20 protein-coding genes are annotated in these 17,468 nt (G+C 62.8%); 11 read left to right on the top strand and 9 right to left on the bottom strand.

The genetic code is table 11. The annotated features are described in order from the left end of the window. Nucleotide 1 precedes the first annotated feature (1 nt). A complete protein-coding gene (locus ABID19_RS23910) occupies nucleotides 2-520 on the bottom strand; it encodes a hypothetical protein (protein WP_354493385.1) in 519 nt (172 codons plus the stop codon). Next, entirely contained in the window at nucleotides 517-1,242 is a 726-nt protein-coding gene (locus ABID19_RS23905) for a DUF2259 domain-containing protein (RefSeq protein ID WP_354493384.1), read from the bottom strand. The genes ABID19_RS23910 and ABID19_RS23905 overlap by 4 nt, the downstream gene beginning before the upstream one ends. Nucleotides 1,243-1,382: 140 nt before the next feature. Here ABID19_RS23905 and ABID19_RS23900 point away from each other — a divergent pair, with 140 nt between their 5' ends. Next, entirely contained in the window at nucleotides 1,383-1,637 is a 255-nt protein-coding gene (locus ABID19_RS23900) for a DUF2171 domain-containing protein (protein ID WP_354493383.1), read from the top strand. Between the two features lie 29 nt (nucleotides 1,638-1,666). On the opposite strand, the gene ABID19_RS23895 is transcribed toward ABID19_RS23900, so the two are convergent. Both ABID19_RS23895 and ABID19_RS23890 read right to left on the bottom strand, forming a co-directional pair. After that, nucleotides 1,667-2,686 (bottom strand): P1 family peptidase, encoded by a 1,020-nt coding sequence (locus ABID19_RS23895; RefSeq protein ID WP_354493497.1) that lies wholly within the window; start codon nucleotides 2,684-2,686, stop codon nucleotides 1,667-1,669. After that, on the bottom strand, nucleotides 2,686-3,759 hold the full coding sequence (locus tag ABID19_RS23890) for a branched-chain amino acid ABC transporter substrate-binding protein (protein WP_354493382.1): 1,074 nt from the start codon (nucleotides 3,757-3,759) through the stop codon (nucleotides 2,686-2,688). Before ABID19_RS23890 ends, ABID19_RS23895 begins: the two co-directional genes overlap by 1 nt. Before the next feature lie 191 nt (nucleotides 3,760-3,950). On the opposite strand from ABID19_RS23890, the gene ABID19_RS23885 reads away from it, so the two are divergent. Genes ABID19_RS23885 through ABID19_RS23855 form a run of 7 tightly spaced genes read left to right on the top strand, consistent with a single transcriptional unit; the run spans nucleotide 3,951 to nucleotide 10,261 of the window. After that, nucleotides 3,951-4,445 carry a flavin reductase gene (locus ABID19_RS23885; protein ID WP_352934795.1) on the top strand — a complete coding sequence of 165 codons (495 nt, stop codon included), beginning with the start codon at nucleotides 3,951-3,953 and terminating at the stop codon, nucleotides 4,443-4,445. A gap of 28 nt (nucleotides 4,446-4,473) precedes the next feature. Continuing rightward, nucleotides 4,474-5,403, top strand: coding sequence for an AAA family ATPase (locus ABID19_RS23880; protein WP_354493381.1), 930 nt, complete (start codon nucleotides 4,474-4,476; stop codon nucleotides 5,401-5,403). A gap of 4 nt (nucleotides 5,404-5,407) precedes the next feature. Beyond that, the gene (locus tag ABID19_RS23875) at nucleotides 5,408-6,658 is read left to right on the top strand and encodes a vWA domain-containing protein (RefSeq protein WP_354493380.1); all 1,251 of its coding nucleotides are present in this window, start codon (nucleotides 5,408-5,410) and stop codon (nucleotides 6,656-6,658) included. Between the two features lie 28 nt (nucleotides 6,659-6,686). Continuing rightward, nucleotides 6,687-7,025, top strand: a complete 339-nt coding sequence (locus ABID19_RS23870) for an XdhC family protein (RefSeq protein ID WP_354493379.1) — start codon at nucleotides 6,687-6,689, stop codon at nucleotides 7,023-7,025. Between the two features lie 10 nt (nucleotides 7,026-7,035). Further along, the gene (locus ABID19_RS23865; RefSeq protein ID WP_354493378.1) at nucleotides 7,036-7,740 is read left to right on the top strand and encodes an XdhC family protein; all 705 of its coding nucleotides are present in this window, start codon (nucleotides 7,036-7,038) and stop codon (nucleotides 7,738-7,740) included. After that, nucleotides 7,737-9,347 (top strand): molybdopterin-binding/glycosyltransferase family 2 protein, encoded by a 1,611-nt coding sequence (locus ABID19_RS23860; protein ID WP_354493377.1) that lies wholly within the window; start codon nucleotides 7,737-7,739, stop codon nucleotides 9,345-9,347. Before ABID19_RS23865 ends, ABID19_RS23860 begins: the two co-directional genes overlap by 4 nt. A 32-nt stretch (nucleotides 9,348-9,379) precedes the next feature. Further along, nucleotides 9,380-10,261: an alpha/beta hydrolase gene (locus tag ABID19_RS23855; protein ID WP_354493376.1), complete on the top strand. Its 882-nt coding sequence runs from the start codon at nucleotides 9,380-9,382 to the stop codon at nucleotides 10,259-10,261. On the opposite strand, the gene ABID19_RS23850 is transcribed toward ABID19_RS23855, so the two are convergent. Next, nucleotides 10,258-11,307, bottom strand: coding sequence for a DUF1176 domain-containing protein (locus tag ABID19_RS23850; protein WP_354493375.1), 1,050 nt, complete (start codon nucleotides 11,305-11,307; stop codon nucleotides 10,258-10,260). The two genes, ABID19_RS23855 and ABID19_RS23850, sit on opposite strands and share 4 nt — an antisense overlap. 123 nt (nucleotides 11,308-11,430) lie before the next feature. Here ABID19_RS23850 and ABID19_RS23845 point away from each other — a divergent pair, with 123 nt between their 5' ends. Next, on the top strand, nucleotides 11,431-11,937 hold the full coding sequence (locus ABID19_RS23845; RefSeq protein WP_354493374.1) for a DUF1993 domain-containing protein: 507 nt from the start codon (nucleotides 11,431-11,433) through the stop codon (nucleotides 11,935-11,937). Nucleotides 11,938-11,986: 49 nt separating this feature from the next. Here the strand turns inward: ABID19_RS23845 and ABID19_RS23840 are convergent, their stop codons facing one another. Next, entirely contained in the window at nucleotides 11,987-12,151 is a 165-nt protein-coding gene (locus ABID19_RS23840; protein WP_352934771.1) for a hypothetical protein, read from the bottom strand. A gap of 378 nt (nucleotides 12,152-12,529) precedes the next feature. On the opposite strand from ABID19_RS23840, the gene ABID19_RS23835 reads away from it, so the two are divergent. Both ABID19_RS23835 and ABID19_RS23830 read left to right on the top strand, forming a co-directional pair. Next, a complete protein-coding gene (locus ABID19_RS23835) occupies nucleotides 12,530-13,597 on the top strand; it encodes an aldo/keto reductase (RefSeq protein ID WP_354493373.1) in 1,068 nt (355 codons plus the stop codon). Between the two features lie 53 nt (nucleotides 13,598-13,650). Continuing rightward, nucleotides 13,651-14,916, top strand: coding sequence for a cysteine desulfurase-like protein (locus ABID19_RS23830; protein ID WP_354493372.1), 1,266 nt, complete (start codon nucleotides 13,651-13,653; stop codon nucleotides 14,914-14,916). 18 nt (nucleotides 14,917-14,934) lie between these two features. Here ABID19_RS23830 and ABID19_RS23825 read toward each other — a convergent pair whose 3' ends face one another. The 3 genes from ABID19_RS23825 to ABID19_RS23815 are packed head-to-tail and all read right to left on the bottom strand — an operon-like array spanning nucleotide 14,935 to nucleotide 17,468. Then, nucleotides 14,935-15,966 (bottom strand): histone deacetylase family protein, encoded by a 1,032-nt coding sequence (locus ABID19_RS23825; protein ID WP_354493371.1) that lies wholly within the window; start codon nucleotides 15,964-15,966, stop codon nucleotides 14,935-14,937. Then, the gene (locus ABID19_RS23820; protein ID WP_435528768.1) at nucleotides 15,963-16,487 is read right to left on the bottom strand and encodes a GNAT family N-acetyltransferase; all 525 of its coding nucleotides are present in this window, start codon (nucleotides 16,485-16,487) and stop codon (nucleotides 15,963-15,965) included. Before ABID19_RS23820 ends, ABID19_RS23825 begins: the two co-directional genes overlap by 4 nt. 51 nt (nucleotides 16,488-16,538) lie before the next feature. After that, nucleotides 16,539-17,468 (bottom strand): beta-keto acid cleavage family enzyme, encoded by a 930-nt coding sequence (locus ABID19_RS23815; protein ID WP_354493370.1) that lies wholly within the window; start codon nucleotides 17,466-17,468, stop codon nucleotides 16,539-16,541.

The raw sequence follows: 17,468 nt of genomic DNA, 5'->3' as shown, positions 1-17,468 counted from the left end.
CTCAACGCTGCTGGCGCGCAAACCAGATGCTGGCGAGAGCGAGCGCGATGAAACCAAGCGGAAAATAAAGCCGGATGCCCAGAACGATGAATTGATAGAACGCCGTTGCCACGGTGTGCACGAACTGGACTGACCAGGCGACGGTCAGCGCGGGTTCATGCCATTGGGCATAGTAGGAACGATAGTGCAGTGCAAACAGCCCGCCGGTGAGGCCGATCGTAGTAGCAAGAAGGCAGACAAAAGCGGCCGCCAAGGCAACTTGCCAATGCCGTCCGAGCGAGACGAGCCGCGCAAGGAACAGGCCAACCGGAAAGGCGAGCGCGCCGCCGGCGGCATAGAGCAACGAGACGAAGCGGATCTTTGCCGGGGTCTCCCAGTCGTCGAACAGCAGATTGAGAAGCGCGCTGGCACCCATTGCCGTGGCCCACAGCAGGGCGCCGCAAACCACGGCGCCTGGCGATGGCAAGGCCTTGCGGATTCGATCCCGAACGCGATTGCGTATGACGGGGAGCAGCGTCACAGCCGGCCGGTCACCGCGATCCAGCGATAGTCGGGCCCCTCGAAGCCGTGCTGGCGCACCGCGATCAGCACGGCATAGGCGCTGAGGCCTTGCAACGAGAATGTCTGCACCGCGCCGATCCGATAGCCGTTCGGGCAGCCTCTGCTTTTGGGGATCGACTTGTCCTCATGCAGAAGCGCAGTCTTGCCGCCGTCTTTCGCCTCGATGCGCAGCAGGCGAAAGCCGTTGATCTCGCCCAGGCTCTGGCAGCTTTCGGTATCGTTCATGCCGATCTCGTCGAGCCGGAATTCGAGCGGATCATCGACCGGCGAAAAGATCGGCCGCGGGTTGACCACCATGCGGAACGGATCGGCCGAAAGTTCGGTCACCGGGTTGAAGCCGGCAGTGATGCCGCGGTTGGCCGCAAGTTCGGCCTGCTTGACAATGGCTTCGCCTTTTTGCCGGGCCTCAAGACGCGCTGCCTCAAGCGTTGCGTTCTCGTCGTCAAGCCGCACTCTGATCGGCGTTCCCTTGAGGAAACTGTCGTCGGCCGTGTTGATGTAATAGCGATTGGCATAGGGAAATCCCGACCCGTCCTGAATGCCATATTCCTCGAAGGCGAAGACGCCGCCATCTCCCGTGAAGCCGAGGATTTCAAGCTCGGCGACATCGCCGGCATTGGCGGCGAACGACATTGCGAACTGGGCAAGTAGGGAAACGGCAAACAGGACAAGGAATCGCATGGTGTTACTCCCGGCAGCCAAGGTCGATTCAATCACTATCACGACGCGGTCAAAACGTCGTGCGACGTGAAACGCAAAGCCGATGCATCCAATCGTGCCCTCATTTGTTATTGTCGGCAGCTTCAAATGGAGAACTCACAATGACCGATGCAGCCAGCATTCGCGAACATATGGAAGTGATCGGCGCCGACGGCGTCCATGTCGGCACCGTCGACAGGGTTGAGGGACAGCGAATCAAGCTGACCAAGCGCGACAGCGGCGAGGGCGCTCACAAGGGTCATCACCATTTCATTCCCCTTAGTCTCGTTGCCGAGATCGAAGGGCAGAAGGTTCGGCTGTCGGCAAATTCGGATGTCGCGGTCACCTTCGAGGAAGAAAAATCCGACCCCACCTGATCAGGGACCAGTCGAGCACGTTGTGGCGATCAGCGCGATGACCAGACCGGAAACAGGTCGCCATCGGCAGGCGTCGCGGCGAAGACGCCGCGGCTGATGGCGCGCGCCATGGTGGCGCCGGCTGCTGCATAGAGATCGATGGCATCGTTAGGCGCAAGTTCGATGCCGCTCTTGCCGGTTGCCAGCGCGAAGACCAGATCCCCGTCGGCCGGCGTGTGCGTCGGCCAAATGGCGCGGACGAAGCCGTCATGCGCAGATATCGCCAGGCGTTTGGCGGCGGACTTGGTGAGAACGGCGTCCGTGGCGATCACGGCGATGGTGGTGTTGCCGCCGACCTCCGTTCGACGCCCGACCTGCCTGTCGCGGAACTTCAGCAGGATTCTCTTAGCGTGCTCCGGCATCGGCGAAGGATAGCCAAGCCCGCCGAACTCGTCGCCGATTTCGAAGGGCGCCGCCCAGAAGTGCCTGCTACGGGCGATCGTCACTGAACCAGTCGGGTTGACGGCGGCCAGCGCGCCGATGGTGACGCCGCTGTCGAGCACCGTCGAGGCCGATCCGAGGCCGCCCTTGAGACCGGAACTCAATGCACCGGTGCCGGCGCCGATCGTGCCCATCGCAAAGTCGATGCCGACTGCCTGGGCCGCCTCATAGCCGAGGTCGCGGTAGGGCGGATAGCGGCCCCAATTCTTGTCGCCACCATTGCGCAGGTCGAACAGGATCGCCGCTGGCACAATCGGTACGCGAAAGCCGCCGACCTCCACGCCGATGCCCTTTTCGCGCAGCGCCGCCTGCACGCCGGAGGCGGCATCGAGGCCGAAGGCCGAGCCGCCCGAAAGCACCACGGCATGGATCGCCTCGATCGAATTGTGCGGCTCGAGCAGGTCGGTCTCGCGGGTGCCGGGCGCGCCGCCAAGGATCTGCACACCGGCCACCGTCGGTTCGTCGCAGACGACGGTGGTCACCCCGGATTTCAGCCTGACATCGGAAGCGTTACCGACACGCAGGCCAGCGACATCGGTGATGAGATTGCGCGGCCCTGTGCGAAACATCATTTGGTCTCCGCCGGCACGAAATGCGCGCCGTTGAAACGGAAGACCCGATAGAGGTTCTCGGTCAAGTCGCCCTTGCCGTCAAAGCGGATCGGCCCGATCGCGGTGCTGAAGTCCTGCGCGGTGAGCGCATCGGCCACGGGCTTGCCGGAGGTTTCCGCCAGGGCCAAGGCCGCCTTGGCGATCTCGACCGCCGCATAGGCTGGCAGCGTGTAGCCTTCCGGCACGATCTCTCGGACGGCAAAGGCGTCCAGCACCTTGGGGGCGGCGATATCGGCCCATTCGGGCGGCGCGATCATCAGTGTGCCCTGGGCATAAGGCACCTCGCCGGGCAGTGTGCGCAGTGTTTCGCCTCCGGCAAAAATGATGCCGGCATCGAGTTGGCCGGCGTCGCGGCCCATGATGGCGACATCGCTGCCGTCGCCGCCGGCGAAGACATGCGTTGCGCCGGCTTTCTTCAGCCGCCCGATCAATCCGATCTGGTTGTCGAGCTGCGGCCGGAATGTGTCGACGAACACCGGTTTCAGCGCTGCCTCTTCGGCTGCCGCCCGAAGCGTCTCGGCGATTTCGCGACCGTAGATCGTGCCGTCGTCGATGATGGCGAACAGTTCGTTCTGCCATTGGCGCGTGAGGATGGAGGCAACGGCGTTGCGCTCGTCGTCGCCACGCGGCCCGAGACGAAAGACTGGCCAGCCGGTCTTGGCGCGCCGGTCGGTCAGGCTTTCGGTACGCACGCCGACGGTGATGACCGGTATGCTGGCGTCCTTCAGGATCGGCAGCGCCGCCTCGATCGCCTCGGTGCAAAGAAAGCCCACGACCACGCTGACCTTCGCCGCGACGAGTTCCCTGGCTGCGGCAGCCCCGCCATCGGCCGTGCAGCCGTCGTCGACCATCTTGAGCTGAGCGCCGTTCGCCTCTGCCGCCAGGCCGGCGCCGGCCTCGATTTGCTTGCCGAGGATCGCCGACGGCCCGGACAATGGTGCTGCAATGCCGATCAGCAGCGTCTCAGCGTTCGCACCACTGGCAAGAAACAGCCAGGCCAGCACCGCTATTGTCGTTGTCCTGGATCGCATGCGGGCGAAGAATTCCTCCGCGCCGGTCGCGTGTTTGCCGGCGCCACTTCCTGCCAAGACCTAAAGGCTGGCTAGCCTCCACGCAACACGCGAAATTCAGGATGCATGTCAGCCACTTCGCTTGTGGCATGCAATATGCCGCCATATATAACGGTTGGGTTCACCTCGCTTCAAACCAATGGAAATCGCCGGTGCTGAAGAAGAACGACATAGGGCCGCAGGCCTATCGCGACGCGATGAGCCATTTTGCCGGCCACGTCCATGTGGTCACCACCGATGGTTCCGCCGGCAGGCGCGGTGCGACTGTTATTGCGGCCTGTTCGGTCTCGGACACGCCGCCGACCATTCTGGTTTGTCTCAATCGCGAAAATCCCAAGAATGAGCGGTTCGTGAAAAACGGCAAGTTCGCGTTGAACACGCTGGCTTCGCATCAGGAGGCGCTGTCGGTCGGCTTTTCCGGCCTCACCGGCCTGCCGGTCGAGGAACGTTTTGCGCTGGGCGAGTGGGATGTGATCTCGACCGGCGCGCCGACGCTGAAGGGCGCGCTTGCCGTGTTCGACTGCGAACTGACCGACACCAAGGATCTGGCCACCCACCGTGTGCTTTTTGGCAAGGTGACAGGCCTGCGCATCGGCGATAATTTGCGGCCGCTGATCTATCACGACCGCGGCTACCACGTTCTGTGACGGGTATGGTTGCACCCACGGAGAAAGAATGACCGAGTTGAAACCGCGCCCCGCGCCGCGGACGATCGACGACACGCTCGAACTCCTGACCGGTGCGGACTATGTAGCGGACCGGTCTTTGGCGACCGTGCTGTTCCTGTCGCTGCGCATGAAGCGGCCGCTGTTCCTCGAGGGCGAGGCCGGCGTCGGCAAGACCGAGATCGCCAAGGTGCTGGCGCAGGCGCTCGGCCGCCGGCTGATCCGCCTGCAATGCTATGAAGGGCTCGATGTCTCGTCCGCCGTCTACGAGTGGAATTACGCCGCTCAGATGATCGAGATCCGCATGGAGGAGGCGGCTGGCAAGGTCGACCGCTCCGACATGGAGCGCAACGTGTTTTCCGAAAAATACCTGATCCGCCGCCCGGTGCTCGACGCGCTGACGGGCAAGGCGGGCGCTGCCCCGGTCTTCCTGATCGACGAACTCGACCGCACCGACGAGGCCTTCGAGGCATTCCTGCTCGAAATCCTGTCGGACTTCCAGGTGACGGTGCCCGAACTCGGCACGATCAAGGCCGAGGAGCCGCCGATCGTCATCATCACCACCAACCGCACCCGCGAGATCCACGACGCGCTGAAGCGGCGCTGCCTCTATCACTGGGTCGATTATCCCAATGCCGAGCGCGAGCTAGAGATTGTGCGCAGGAAGGTGCCGCAGGCCAACAGCCGGCTGTCGGCAGAGGTGGTTTTGTTCATCCAGAAGCTGCGCCAGATCGAGCTGTTCAAGGTACCGGGCGTCGCCGAGACCATCGACTGGGCCGGCGCGCTGACCGAACTCGACAAGGTGGCGCTCGATCCGGAAACCGTTTCCGACACGATCGGCGTGCTGCTGAAATACCAGGACGACATTGCCCGTATCGGGCAGGGCGAAGGCCGGCGCATCCTCAACGAGGTGAAGGCCGAGCTTTCGGCGGCGGAGTAGGGCGATGGCAACGCCGAGTCTCGAACCGAAAGAGGCCATGCCGGACGGGCGGATCGCCGACAACATCGTCTATTTTGCCCGCACCTTGCGCAAGGCAGGCATGCGGGTCGGCCCGGCCTCAGTCAAGGATGCGATCGAGGCGGTGCTGGCCGCCGGCATCGGTTCGCGCGACGATTTCTACTGGACGCTGCACGCCGTGCTGGTGTCACGGCACGAGGATCACCCCACCTTCGACGAGACGTTCCGGCTGTTCTGGAAATCGCACGAGCTGATCGAAAAGATGCTGGCGATGTTTTCGCCGATAGCGCCTGACATCAGGGAAAAACAGAAGCCGCGCGCCGCCGAAAACAGAGTCAGCCAGGCAATGTTCGAGGGCCACCAGAAGAACCAGCCGGCGCAGGAAATCCCCGAGATCGAGGTCGACGCGCGCTTCACATTTTCCGGCAACGAGGTGCTGAGGGGCAAGGATTTTGCCCAGATGAACGCCGCAGAGATGACCGACGCCAAGAAGGCGATCCGCGAGTTGCGGCTGCCCTTCGACATGGTCAGGACACGGCGTTTCAAATCCAATGCGCATGGCCGCCGCATCGATCCGCGCGCCATGATGCGTTCGGCCGCGCGCACTGGCGGCGAATTAATCCTGCCGAAATTCCGGTCACCGCGCGAGGTTCATCCGCCACTGGTCGTGCTTGCCGATATTTCCGGTTCGATGAGCCAGTACACGCGCATCTTTCTGCATTTCCTGCACGCGCTGACCGAAAAGCGCCGGCGCGTGCATGCCTTCGTCTTCGGCACCAGGCTGACAAATCTGACGCGGCAGATGCGTCATCGCGATCCCGACGCGGCACTCGCCGATTGTTCAGCGGCGGTAAAGGACTGGTCGGGCGGCACCCGGATCGGCGATACGCTGGCTGAATTCAACCGGTTGTGGTCGCGGCGCGTGCTGGGGCAGGGCGCTGTCGTTCTCGTGATCACCGACGGGCTGGAGCGCGACGACGTCGCCGGCCTGTCGGAGGAAATGGAGCGCCTGCACAAGTCCTGCCGGCGGCTGATCTGGCTGAACCCGCTGCTGCGCTTCGACGGCTTCGAGCCGCGCGCGCGCGGCGTCAAGGCGATGCTGCCGCATGTCGACGAGTTCCGATCGGTGCACAATCTCGATGCGCTCGCCGATCTCTGCGCGTCGCTGGATAAGAATTCGGCGCGGTCCGTCGATCCACGCAGATGGATTGAGGGTGGCGCGAGAAGCGCTGCATAGCCATATGTTTTCTCCGGGAGAAACAGTGATGGAAAACGGTATTTATCTGGATGAGGCGCGCGATCCGCTGATCATTGCCGAAGGCTGGATGAAGGACGGCAAGGATGTCGCCATTGCCACCGTGGTCGAAACCTGGGGCTCGGCGCCGCGCCCGGTCGGCAGCCATCTTGTCATCGACGCGGAAGGCAATTTCCATGGCTCCGTCTCTGGCGGCTGCGTCGAAGGCGCGGTGGTCACCGAGGCGGTCGACGTTATCGACTCCGGCAAGGCGAAGATGCTGGAGTTCGGCGTCGCGGACGAGACCGCCTGGCAGGTCGGCCTGTCCTGCGGCGGTCGCATCAAGGTCTATGTCGAGCGGTTGGGTTAGGCCGGGCGCGATGGATCCTTATGCGCTGAAGACGCTGAACGCCGAACGCCGCGCCCGCCGCGCGGCGATCCTGGTCACCGATCTCGGCGATGGCCGCGACCGCATCGTGCGCGAGGGCGACCAGGTCGCCGGTGAATTGGGCGCTGCGATCGCCAAGGCGTTTCGCACAGGCAATTCCGGCTCGGTCGAGGCGGAAGGGCGAACCTTCTTCCTAAATGCGTATCTGCCGCAGCCACGCCTGTTGGTGATCGGCGCCGTTCATATCAGCCAGGCGCTGGCGCCGATGGCGAAGATCGCCGGTTATCCCGTCGAGATCGTCGATCCGCGCACGGCCTTCGCCACATCAGACCGCTTTCCCGATGTGGCGCTGCATGCCGAATGGCCGGAGGATGTCCTGAAACGCCAGCCGCTCGACAGCTATACGGCGTTGGCAGCTGTCACCCATGACCCGAAGATTGATGATTTCGCGCTGAAGGCGGCGCTCGACGCCAACTGCTTCTATGTTGGGGCGCTCGGCAGCCGCAAAACCCATGCCAAACGTGTCGAGCGCCTGCTGGCGTTGGGCGCGACCGCCGACCAGATCGCCCGCATCCACGCCCCGATCGGCTTGGACATCGGCGCAGCGAGCCCGGCCGAGATCGCCGTCGCGGTGCTGGCGCAGGCGATCCACGCCTTTCGTTCGCGTGGCCTCGAAGCCAAGGATGCGGTGGCGTGAAATTTGGGCCCGTTCCGATCGACACGGCCGAGGGTGCGGTGCTGGCGCATGCCACCACCGCCGGAGAACGGCGTTTCCGCAAGGCACATCGGTTAAGTGCCGCCGACGTGTCTTTGCTCAGGGCAGCAGGGATTTCGGAGGTCGTCGCGGCCGTTCTTGCTCCCGACGATTTGAGCGAGGACGCTGCCGCTGAAAGGATCGCCGAAAGCATGGTCCATCGCAACATCGAGGCCAAACCCGCTGCGACCGGCCGGGTCAACCTGCACGCCGAGGCGGCCGGCATATTCACCGTCGATGCGGCGATGATCGACGCCATCAACGCCGTCGATCCGACAATCACCATCGCCACCTTGGCGCAGCACGCGCCGGTCGAGAAGGGCCAGATGGTCGCGACGGTGAAGATCATTCCCTTTGCCGTTGCCTCGGTCTTGGTCGATGCCGTGACAAAAATCTGCGCCGGCGGTGAGATCATTGCGGTCAATGCCTATCAGCCGGTGCGTGTCGGCGTCATCCAGACGGTTCTGCCCGGCATCAAGCCGAGCGTGCTCGACAAGACGTTGCGTGTCACCGAGGCCCGTCTGGCGCGCTCCGGCGGGCGGCTGACGGCGGAGCGCCGCACGCCACACGAAGTTGGTCCGGTTGCGGAAGCTGCGGCCTCGCTGGCGCGCGACAACGACATGGTGGTGATCTTCGGCGCTTCGGCGATGAGCGATTTCGGCGACGTCGTCCCGGCGGCGATCGAGAAAGCCGGCGGCACCGTCATCCGCGCCGGCATGCCGGTCGACCCCGGCAATCTGCTGGTGCTCGGCACACTTGGCGGCAAGCGCGTCATCGGTGCGCCTGGCTGCGCCCGCAGCCCCAAGGAGAACGGCTTCGACTGGGTTCTCGACCGGCTGATCGCCGGTCTCGACGTGACGGCGAAGGACATTGCCGGCATGGGTGTTGGCGGTCTGTTGATGGAGATCCCGACGCGGCCGCAGCCGCGCGAGCCACTGCCGGCCAGGGCCGAGTTGAAGGTCGATATCGTGCTGCTGGCCGCCGGCCGCTCCAGCCGCATGGGCGGGCCGAACAAGCTGCTGGCGCTATTCGACGGTAAGCCGCTGGTGCGCCGCACCGCCGAGCGCGCTCTCGGCTCGAAAGCCTCTGCTACAATCGTCGTCACCGGCCATCAGCGTGAGCGGGTGCGGACGGTATTGTCTGGCCTCGACGTGACTTTCGCCGACAATCCGGATTTCACTGAGGGCCTGTCTTCATCGCTGAAGGCCGGCATAGCGCGGGTCAGCGGCGACGCCGCAGGCGCCATGATCGTTCTCGGCGACATGCCCGGCGTCGCGTCAGCCGATCTCGACAGGCTGATCGATACATTCCGCAAGTCCGAGGGCCGATCAGTCGTGCGCGCTTCGCATGAGGGAAAGCGAGGCAACCCAGTGCTGCTGCCGCGCTCGCTGTTTGCGGCGATCGCTCATCTCGAAGGCGATACCGGCGCGCGCCATCTCGTCGAGGCCGAGGGGCTCGATGTCGTCGACGTCGAGATCGGCAAGGCGGCGTCCATCGATGTCGACACCCGCGAGGCGCTCGAAGGCGCCGGCGGCGTGCTGCAGGATTGACAAACCGAAGCCGAAAAACGATGCCTTTTGGCATGGCTTTCCGTTTACCCCTTCTGACCTCGATATTTCTTTTGTTTTCGTGGTTGGCGTATGGCCAAACATTGTCGCTAAAGCCTTTCAAGGACGATCTGTTCGCCTATCCGGCCACGCTCTCGTCCGAGAACAACGGCGCCCACACGGTCATCGACTATCGTGAGCTGCGCGATATCAACGCCCGCGACGAGGTGCCGGAGCGCCGCGCGCACGCACAGTATGTCGACATCAGTGTGCGCAAGATGCAGCAGGATCTGTCGCTTAAGACCGATGCCGGCAGTATCCGCCACGTCGCCGTCGGCCGCACGCAAGGTGCTGCCATCATCGTGCTCTACCTGCACGGGCAGGGCGGCAGCCGCAAGCAGGGCGTCGACGACTTCACCTTCGGTGGCAATTTCAACCGCATCAAGAACCTGATGGCCGGCAATAGCGGCCTCTATCTCTCTCCGGATTTCTCCGATTTCGGCGACACGGGTGCTGCTCAAATCACCGCGCTGATCGGCCATTATGCCGAACAGTCACCGAATGCGAAAATCTTCGTCGCCTGCGGCTCGATGGGCGGCGCGTTGTGCTGGAAGCTAGCCGCCCACAATGACATGGGCGGCCGCATCGATGGGCTGCTGCTGCTCGGTTCGCTGTGGGATGAGAGTTTTTTCTCCAGCCCCGCCTTCAAGCGCCGTGTTCCGGTCTTCTTCGGCCAGGGCAGCAAGGACCCGGTGTTCCCAGTCGAGAAACAGGAAGCCTTCTTCCGTTCGATCCTGGCCAGATCGAAGAGCTATCCGACGCGCTTTGTCCGCTTCGAGACCGGCACGCACGGCACACCGATCCGCATGACCGACTGGCGCGCCACGCTCAACTGGATGCTGTCGAAGGCGCCTTAAGGCGCGGTGTTGTAGTCCACCACCGTCTGCGGGTTGATCTCGCCGTCATAAGAGGCATCGACATCGTATTGCACCAGCGAGAAATTGCCGTGGCGGAACAGATAGGTGCCGGCTGACGATGCGTCGCCGACACCGCGCCACTTGTTGTGAGACGAGATCGTCTTGGTGGCGTCGTCATATTCGGAATTGACCAGCTGGTCGTCGGTCTGGAAGCCGATGACGTTGATCGCCTCGACCTTGCCTTCGCTATTGTTGTTCTCATAGTGAATATCGAGTTCCGGCGAGGCGAACTGCAGCTGCCGGACACCTGAGACGTCGTCGTAGACATAGTAGACGGCACTCTCATTATAGGCAGCCATCGAGCAGAAGAAGCGGAACAGCCGCGTTTCGCGTTCGGGCGCGTCGGCCTCGGCGCCCGCATCCTTGTAACGGAGCGAGTAGGCGTCCGGCTCTCCCAAAGGCTCGCCGCCAGGCATCTCCTTGTCGCATTGTTCGCCATAGGTAGCCGCAAACACCTTCTTGGCCTGCTCCAGCGCCGCATCCTTCTTCGGCGGCGGTGGTCCGTCGCCGCAGCTTTCCGGCACGGCGTTCTCGAAATCGGCCTTGGACGGTTTCAGTGCGCCCTTGTCGATGAAGATCGGGCGGAACGGCGGTTCCTGGATCGAGGCATTGACCTGGCGCAACGTGTAGCAGCCGGAGAAGACATTTTCGCTGCCGTCCTTGGCTGTCGCCCGGATGGCGACGGGAACATTGTAATAGATGCTGCCGGCTGCGCCGTCTTCCGACACGCCGCCTGTTTTGACATCGACCCTTGCGGTGCCGTCATAGCCCTTGACGAACGCATCGAAATCATTAGCCGGCTTGGTGTCGCCGAAATAGTCCCAGGCCCGCGCAAATTCTTGCCGGTTGATGGCGCTGTAGAGCGAGCGGATGACCGCTTCGGCGTCCGACCTGTCGTCGACATAGGGCGCTTCGGCGGCGAGCACTGGTTGGCCTGTCAAGGCAAGGGAGAAAAAAGCGGTCGCTGCGAAAAGGGCGCTTCTCATAGGGAATCTCCACCTGATGGGAAATCCTATCATACCGATTGCGGCGACGTGGTGACGCTTGAAGAATCGCTTGGGGAAGCGCTAGGTCCCGCCGTCGGCGTTCCTGCCGGATAGGAGATTCACGTGACCATATCGATGTACGAAGCGTCTGTGCCGGTGTTTTCGGCTAGGCTGAAGGCGCTATCCAACGCGCTGAGCGTCGCCGAGCAGAATGCGCTCGACCGGAAGATCGATCCGCAGGTGTTTTTGACGTCGCGGCTGGCGCCGGACATGTACGCGCTGACCAGACAGGTGCAGATCGCCACCGACCACGCCAAAGGCGCGCCATCGCGGCTTGCCGGCCGCGAGGTGCCGAAATACGAGGATAACGAGGCGAGCTTTGCCGATCTCCAGGCGCGCATCGCTAAGACCATCGACCTTCTGGCGACATTCTCCGCTGCCGAATTCGATGGCTCCGATGACCGAATGATCGAGCTGAAGCTTGGCCAACGCGAATTCTCGATGGCCGGCATGCAATATCTGCTGCATCTCGCCATGCCCAACTTCTATTTCCACCTGACCACCGCCTACGACATCCTGCGCCACAATGGCGTGCCGCTGAGCAAAGCGATTTTCATGGGATCGCGTTGAAGAATGGCGAGGAGATATCCCGGCTGAGCCGGGATATCCTACGACCTGACTAGCGTAGCGACATTTCGCGGGCGACGCGCGGGAAGTCGGCTGGTTTGATGCCGATGTCGGCACGGTCGGCATTGCTCATCGAATGAAGCAGCGCCAGGGCCGCGCGGTAGCGCAGACGTTCCTGCGGACGCGGTCGGGCGAACATTTCAGTGAGGAAACCCATGATTCAAGCCCCTGGTTGGTCCTCCCCGAGTCGCAATATAGGCAAATCATGACAATTGTGCAGTGCAGCATTTGCATGGCAGCCATGCTGCGCAGGCTTTTTTGATCACAATCGACCGACCGGTGAAACTTCCGGCGCGGGCCGACCGTATAGCTGAACGCCGGCACAGAGCCGGTTTTTCCTCGCCGTTCCTGGCGAAATTCCGGACTGCATGAAAATGCAGTCCGGCTTTTATTAGGTGCCGCCTAGCCGTTGGCTAGATCTCACGGAAAGTCGCCGGCGATTGGCGACGGGCTTGGAGACAGCCCACGCCTTCCTGTATGCTACGGCTTCCTCCCCGCGCAGCCGCGCAAAAAGTTTCCCGCCGGAGAAAGTTCCATGCACAAACGCCGCCTCGGTCGGACCGATCTTCTTGTTTCCCAGATTTGCTTGGGATCGATGACCTGGGGCCAGCAGAACACCGAAACGGACGGCCACGCCCAGATGGATCTGGCCTTTTCGCGCGGCGTCAACTTCATCGACACCGCGGAACTCTACCCGATTCCGCCCAAGGCCGAGACGCAAGGCTGGACCGAGAGGATCATCGGCAGCTGGATGAAAGCGAAGGGCAACCGCGATCAGGTCATCCTCGCCTCGAAAGTGGTTGGCCGCACCGCCAACACGTGGTTTCGCGGCAACCGCCCGTCGAAGCTGGTGCGCGCCGATATTTTCGACGCCGTCGAAAAATCGCTGACCAGGCTCAACACCGATTATCTCGATCTCTATCAGATCCATTGGCCGGAGCGCGCCGTGCCGTGGGGCGCCAATCCGAACCGCGTCGGTGCCGTAGCGCTGCGGGCCGATTCCGTCGGCGCACCGGCCAGCGAGACGCCGATCACCGAGACGCTCGCCGTCTTCGACGAATTGGTGAAGGCGGGAAAAATCCGCCATTTCGGCCTATCGAACGAGAGTTCCTGGGGTGTCATGCGGTTCATCGCCGAAGCCGACAAAGGCGCCGGCCCGCGCCTGGTGTCGCTGCAGAACGCCTATAATTTCGTCAACCGCGGCTTCGAGGTGAATCTTGCCGAGGTCTGCGAGCGCGAACAGGTTTCCCTGCTCGCCTATTCGCCACTGGCGCAAGGCTACCTGACCGGAAAGTACGACCATGGCGCTCGGCCGCAAGGCTCGCGTTCCCAGCTTTTCAACCGCGGCCAGCGCTACGAGACACCCAACGCTGCGGAAGCACAGCTTAAGTACAACGAGCTGGCGCGCTCTTTCGGCATGGAACCGGCATTGTTTGCCAACGCCTATGTCACGAGCCGGCCCTTCGTCACCTCGAGCATCATCGGTGCGACGACCATTTCGCAGCTCGAAATGGCGCTGTCTTCCGCCGATGTCGTCTGGACCGAGGACATGCAGAAGGGCGTCGATGCAATCCACCAGCGTGTCGGTAACCCGTGTCCCTGAGCAGACTTCCGGCGCTGTAAATGTGACTATCAATTACAATAGGGGGAGAAAAAGTGAATTTTCCGATCGATGCCGTGCGTGAAAAATTTCCAGCTCTTTCGCTGACCGACAAGGGCCGTCGCCGTATCTATCTCGACAACCCTGCCGGCACGCAGGTGCCGCAGGCGGTCGCCGACGCGGTGTCACGCTGCCTGCTGACCACAAACGCCAATCTCGGCGGCTTCTTCGAAACCACGATCGCAGCGCAACAGGTTGTCGATGACGCCCATGCGGCGATGGCCGATTTCCTCGGTGCTGCGAGCCCGCAAGAAATCGTCATCGGCGCCAACATGACGACGCTGACCTATCACATGTCGCGCACGCTCGGGCGTGCGATGAAACCCAGCGACGAGATCATCCTCACCCGCATGGACCACGAGGGTAACGTATCGCCGTGGCTGCAACTGGCCGAAGACCTTGGCCTTGTTGTGCGCTGGCTGGCTTTCGACGAGCAGAGCTGGCAGGTCGAGGAAGCGGAGCTTGCTACGCTGCTCACCGACAGGACGCGGCTTGTCGCCTTGAACTACGCCAGCAATCTGACCGGCTCGATCAACCGGGTGAAGGCGCTGACCGGCATTGCCAAGCAGGCCGGCGCGTTGGTCTATGTCGACGCCGTGCAGTTCGCGCCGCACGGCCTGATCGACGTCAGGGATCTCGGCTGTGATTTCCTGATCTGCTCGGCCTATAAATTCTTCGGCCCGCATATGGGAATATTGTGGGGCAGCCTGGATGTCATCGATGCCCTGAAACCGTACAAATGCCGCTGTTCGTCCAATGCTCTGCCGGAGCGGTTCGAACTCGGCACGCCGCAGATCGAGCTGATGGCCGGGCTGACGGCAGCGGTCGACTATTTTGCGGAGCTAGGCGCGGCGGCAGGCGAGGGCGGTTCGCGCCGCGCCAGGATCACCAAGGCGTTCGAAATATCAATCGCTTATGAGAACCCGCTGGCGCAGAGATTGATCGACGGACTGTCTGACATTTCAGGCCTGACCGTCCACGGCATCACCGATCCGGCGCGTGTCGGGGAGCGCGTGCCGACGGTTTCTTTCACCGTCGACGGCATCGTGCCTGAAACGATCGTGCGGCAGATGAATGCGGACAACATCTTCCTGTGGTCGGGCCACAACTATGCCTGGGAGATTGTCCACCAGCTCGGCATTCCTGCCGAGCAGGGCGTCGTGCGCATCGGCATCGCCCATTACAACACGGCGGCCGAAATCGACGAGACGCTGGAGAGTGTGCACCGCGTCATCGCCATGCTGCGACAGCAGCGATCCTGACGCGACATCTGGCGGATATCACCGCTTCCTGCCGCCGCCGAACCCGGTGAGGAATGCGGTGAGATTGTCGCCGAGTTCGTCGCAGAGATAGCCGCCTTCCTGCACGATCACCGTCGGCAGGCCGAGCCCGGCGATGGCCTCGCCGATGCGCGAGAATCCTGGTGTCGTGACCGACAGTCCGCCGAACGGATCGCCCTCGAAGGCGTCGAGGCCGAGCGCCACGACTAGCGCTTCCGGCGCAAAGGCGCGAATGCGTTGGAAACCTACGTCCAATGCTTCGAGAAACGCCGCATCTTCGGATTTGCGCGCCAGCGGCAGATTGAGATTGTAGCCGAGGCCCGGACCCTCGCCGCGTTCGTCGGCATGACCCCAGAAGAACGGGTAAAACCGCACCGGATCGGCATGCAGGGAGACGGTGAGCACGTCCGGCCGCGCATAGAAAATGCCTTGTGTGCCGTTGCCGTGATGCAGGTCGACGTCGAGGATCGCCACCCGCGCTGCACTCTTGCGGAGCGTCTGGGCCGCGACCGCCGAATTGTTGATGAAGCAGAAGCCGCCGGCGACATCGACAAATGCATGGTGGCCGGGCGGGCGGCACAGCGCATAGGCAGCCGGTGCGCCCGCCATCACGGCCTCGGCGGCCTCGACCGCGCTCCAGGCGCTCCACAGCGCGCTCTGCCAGGTCTCGCCAGAGATCGGGCAAGCGGTGTCGGCCATGTGGTAGCCGGCCTGGCCGACCGCCGAGGCCGGATAGGAGCCGTTCCGCGCGATCGGGTGGATGTTGGGGATCACTTCCGCCGAAGCGCCCTCGATGTGCTGCCAACGCGCGAAGATGTGCTCGAGAAAATCGAGATATTCCGGCGTATGCACCGCCGCAACCGGACCGAGCCCGTGATCTCTCGGCCGTTCGATCGTGCAGCCGGCTGCCTTGGCGCCGGCGAGCAGCCGTTCGACGCGTTCCGGTTTTTCCGGATTGGGCTTTTGGGCTCCGCTGGAGAGGAACGCCTTGGGATCGTGGCGCTTCTGTTCTTCGGCATAGAAGGCTTTCATCTTGGATCCTCATCGTCCGGCGCATCGGCGAAGGCAAAGAACGCGTCGCCGACGATTTTCTGCACCTGCTCGTAGCTCGACCAGGCAATGCCCAGCCTTTCGTAAAAGGCCTTGGCGGTCTCATTGTCGGTATCGACGGACAGTCTGAGGTAGACGCCGCCGTCCTTCCGGCATTCTCGCGCGGCTCGGCGCAGCAGACGCTCACCGATCCTGCGGCCGCGAAACCGGTCCTCGACATAGAGGTCCTGCACATAGACGCCGGGCCGCCCCATCCAGGTCGAGAAGATCGGGAAATGCAGGCAGAGGCCGGCGAATTCGCCGCCGACTTCGGCGATCAGCGTCGAAAAGGCAGGGTTTTCGCCAAAGCCATAGGCGCGAAGGTCTTTGGCCGTAGAAGTGATTTCCTCCGGCGCGCCGATATGGGCGCCAAGCCGCAGGATTGCGGCATGGATGGTTTCGACATCCTCGACGGTTCCGGGCCGGATCAGAATGTCTTTGGAGGCTGGATTGGCAATTGTCACGACAAGCGAGGCGGTAAGAGAGGCGGTAAGAGGGAAGTGAAAGCAACCATCTCAGAACGCTACCCTATCGCCCCCCTTGAGCGCCAGCATCTCGCGCGCCTCAGTGGGCGTGGCGACATCCAGCGATAGCCCATCAAGCACGCTGCGGATGCGGTGCACCTGGTCGGCGTTGGATTTTGCCAACTGGCGGCCGTCGTAGAGGCTATCCTCCAGCCCGACGCGGACATTGCCGCCCATCGCTGCCGCAATCGAGATCATCGGCATCTGGTGGCGTCCGGCGGCGAGCACCGAAAACTGGTAGCTGTCACCGAACAGTTTGTCGGCGATGCGCTTCATATGCACCAGATTGTCGGGATCGGCGCCGATACCGCCCAGTATGCCGAACACGAACTGGATGAACAGAGGTCCCGACACCAGCCCCCGGTCGCGAAAATGCGCCAGCGAATAGAGGTGGCCGACATCGTAGCATTCGAATTCGAAGCGTGTGCCGCAGCCCTTTCCAAGTCTTTCGAGCACGGTCTCCATGTCGGCAAAAGTGTTCTTGAAGATCGTGTCGCGTGTCGCTTCCAGAAGCTTCGGCTCCCACTCGTGCTGCCACTCTCTTGGCCGGTCGAGCATCGGGAACAGCGCGAAATTCATCGAGCCCATGTTGAGCGAGCACATTTCGGGCTCGGCCCTGAGCGGGGCTGCCAGTCGCTGGTCGAGCGTCATCAGCGAGGAGCCGCCAGTGGTGATGTTGATCACCGCATCGGTCGCCTGCTTGATACGCGGCAGGAACTGCATGAACACGTCAGGATCGGCCGTCGGCCGCCCATCCCTGGGGTCGCGGGCGTGAAGATGCAGGATCGAGGCACCGGCTTCGGCAGCGGCGATCGCGTCTGCTGCGATCTGGTCCGGCGTTACCGGCAGATGCGGCGACATCGACGGCGTATGCACTGATCCGGTGACAGCGCAGGTGATGATGACTTTTCGCGGCGCCAT

This window comes from Mesorhizobium robiniae (genome assembly GCF_040545535.1).
In the GTDB taxonomy this organism is placed as follows: domain Bacteria; phylum Pseudomonadota; class Alphaproteobacteria; order Rhizobiales; family Rhizobiaceae; genus Mesorhizobium; species Mesorhizobium robiniae.
This window is presented reverse-complemented; position numbering and strand designations above follow the sequence as displayed.

Coding starts and splice junctions, on each gene's coding strand:
- ABID19_RS23850 (WP_354493375.1), bottom strand. CDS start 11,307: ATGAGAAGCGCCCTTTTCGCAGCGACCGCTTTTTTCTCCCTTGCCTTG.
- ABID19_RS23840 (WP_352934771.1), bottom strand. CDS start 12,151: ATGGGTTTCCTCACTGAAATGTTCGCCCGACCGCGTCCGCAGGAACGT.
- ABID19_RS23865 (WP_354493378.1), top strand. CDS start 7,036: ATGGATCCTTATGCGCTGAAGACGCTGAACGCCGAACGCCGCGCCCGC.
- ABID19_RS23880 (WP_354493381.1), top strand. CDS start 4,474: ATGACCGAGTTGAAACCGCGCCCCGCGCCGCGGACGATCGACGACACG.
- ABID19_RS23825 (WP_354493371.1), bottom strand. CDS start 15,966: ATGAAAGCCTTCTATGCCGAAGAACAGAAGCGCCACGATCCCAAGGCG.
- ABID19_RS23905 (WP_354493384.1), bottom strand. CDS start 1,242: ATGCGATTCCTTGTCCTGTTTGCCGTTTCCCTACTTGCCCAGTTCGCA.
- ABID19_RS23835 (WP_354493373.1), top strand. CDS start 12,530: ATGCACAAACGCCGCCTCGGTCGGACCGATCTTCTTGTTTCCCAGATT.
- ABID19_RS23855 (WP_354493376.1), top strand. CDS start 9,380: ATGGCTTTCCGTTTACCCCTTCTGACCTCGATATTTCTTTTGTTTTCG.
- ABID19_RS23870 (WP_354493379.1), top strand. CDS start 6,687: ATGGAAAACGGTATTTATCTGGATGAGGCGCGCGATCCGCTGATCATT.
- ABID19_RS23890 (WP_354493382.1), bottom strand. CDS start 3,759: ATGCGATCCAGGACAACGACAATAGCGGTGCTGGCCTGGCTGTTTCTT.
- ABID19_RS23815 (WP_354493370.1), bottom strand. CDS start 17,468: ATGGCGCCGCGAAAAGTCATCATCACCTGCGCTGTCACCGGATCAGTG.
- ABID19_RS23875 (WP_354493380.1), top strand. CDS start 5,408: ATGGCAACGCCGAGTCTCGAACCGAAAGAGGCCATGCCGGACGGGCGG.
- ABID19_RS23895 (WP_354493497.1), bottom strand. CDS start 2,686: ATGTTTCGCACAGGGCCGCGCAATCTCATCACCGATGTCGCTGGCCTG.
- ABID19_RS23900 (WP_354493383.1), top strand. CDS start 1,383: ATGACCGATGCAGCCAGCATTCGCGAACATATGGAAGTGATCGGCGCC.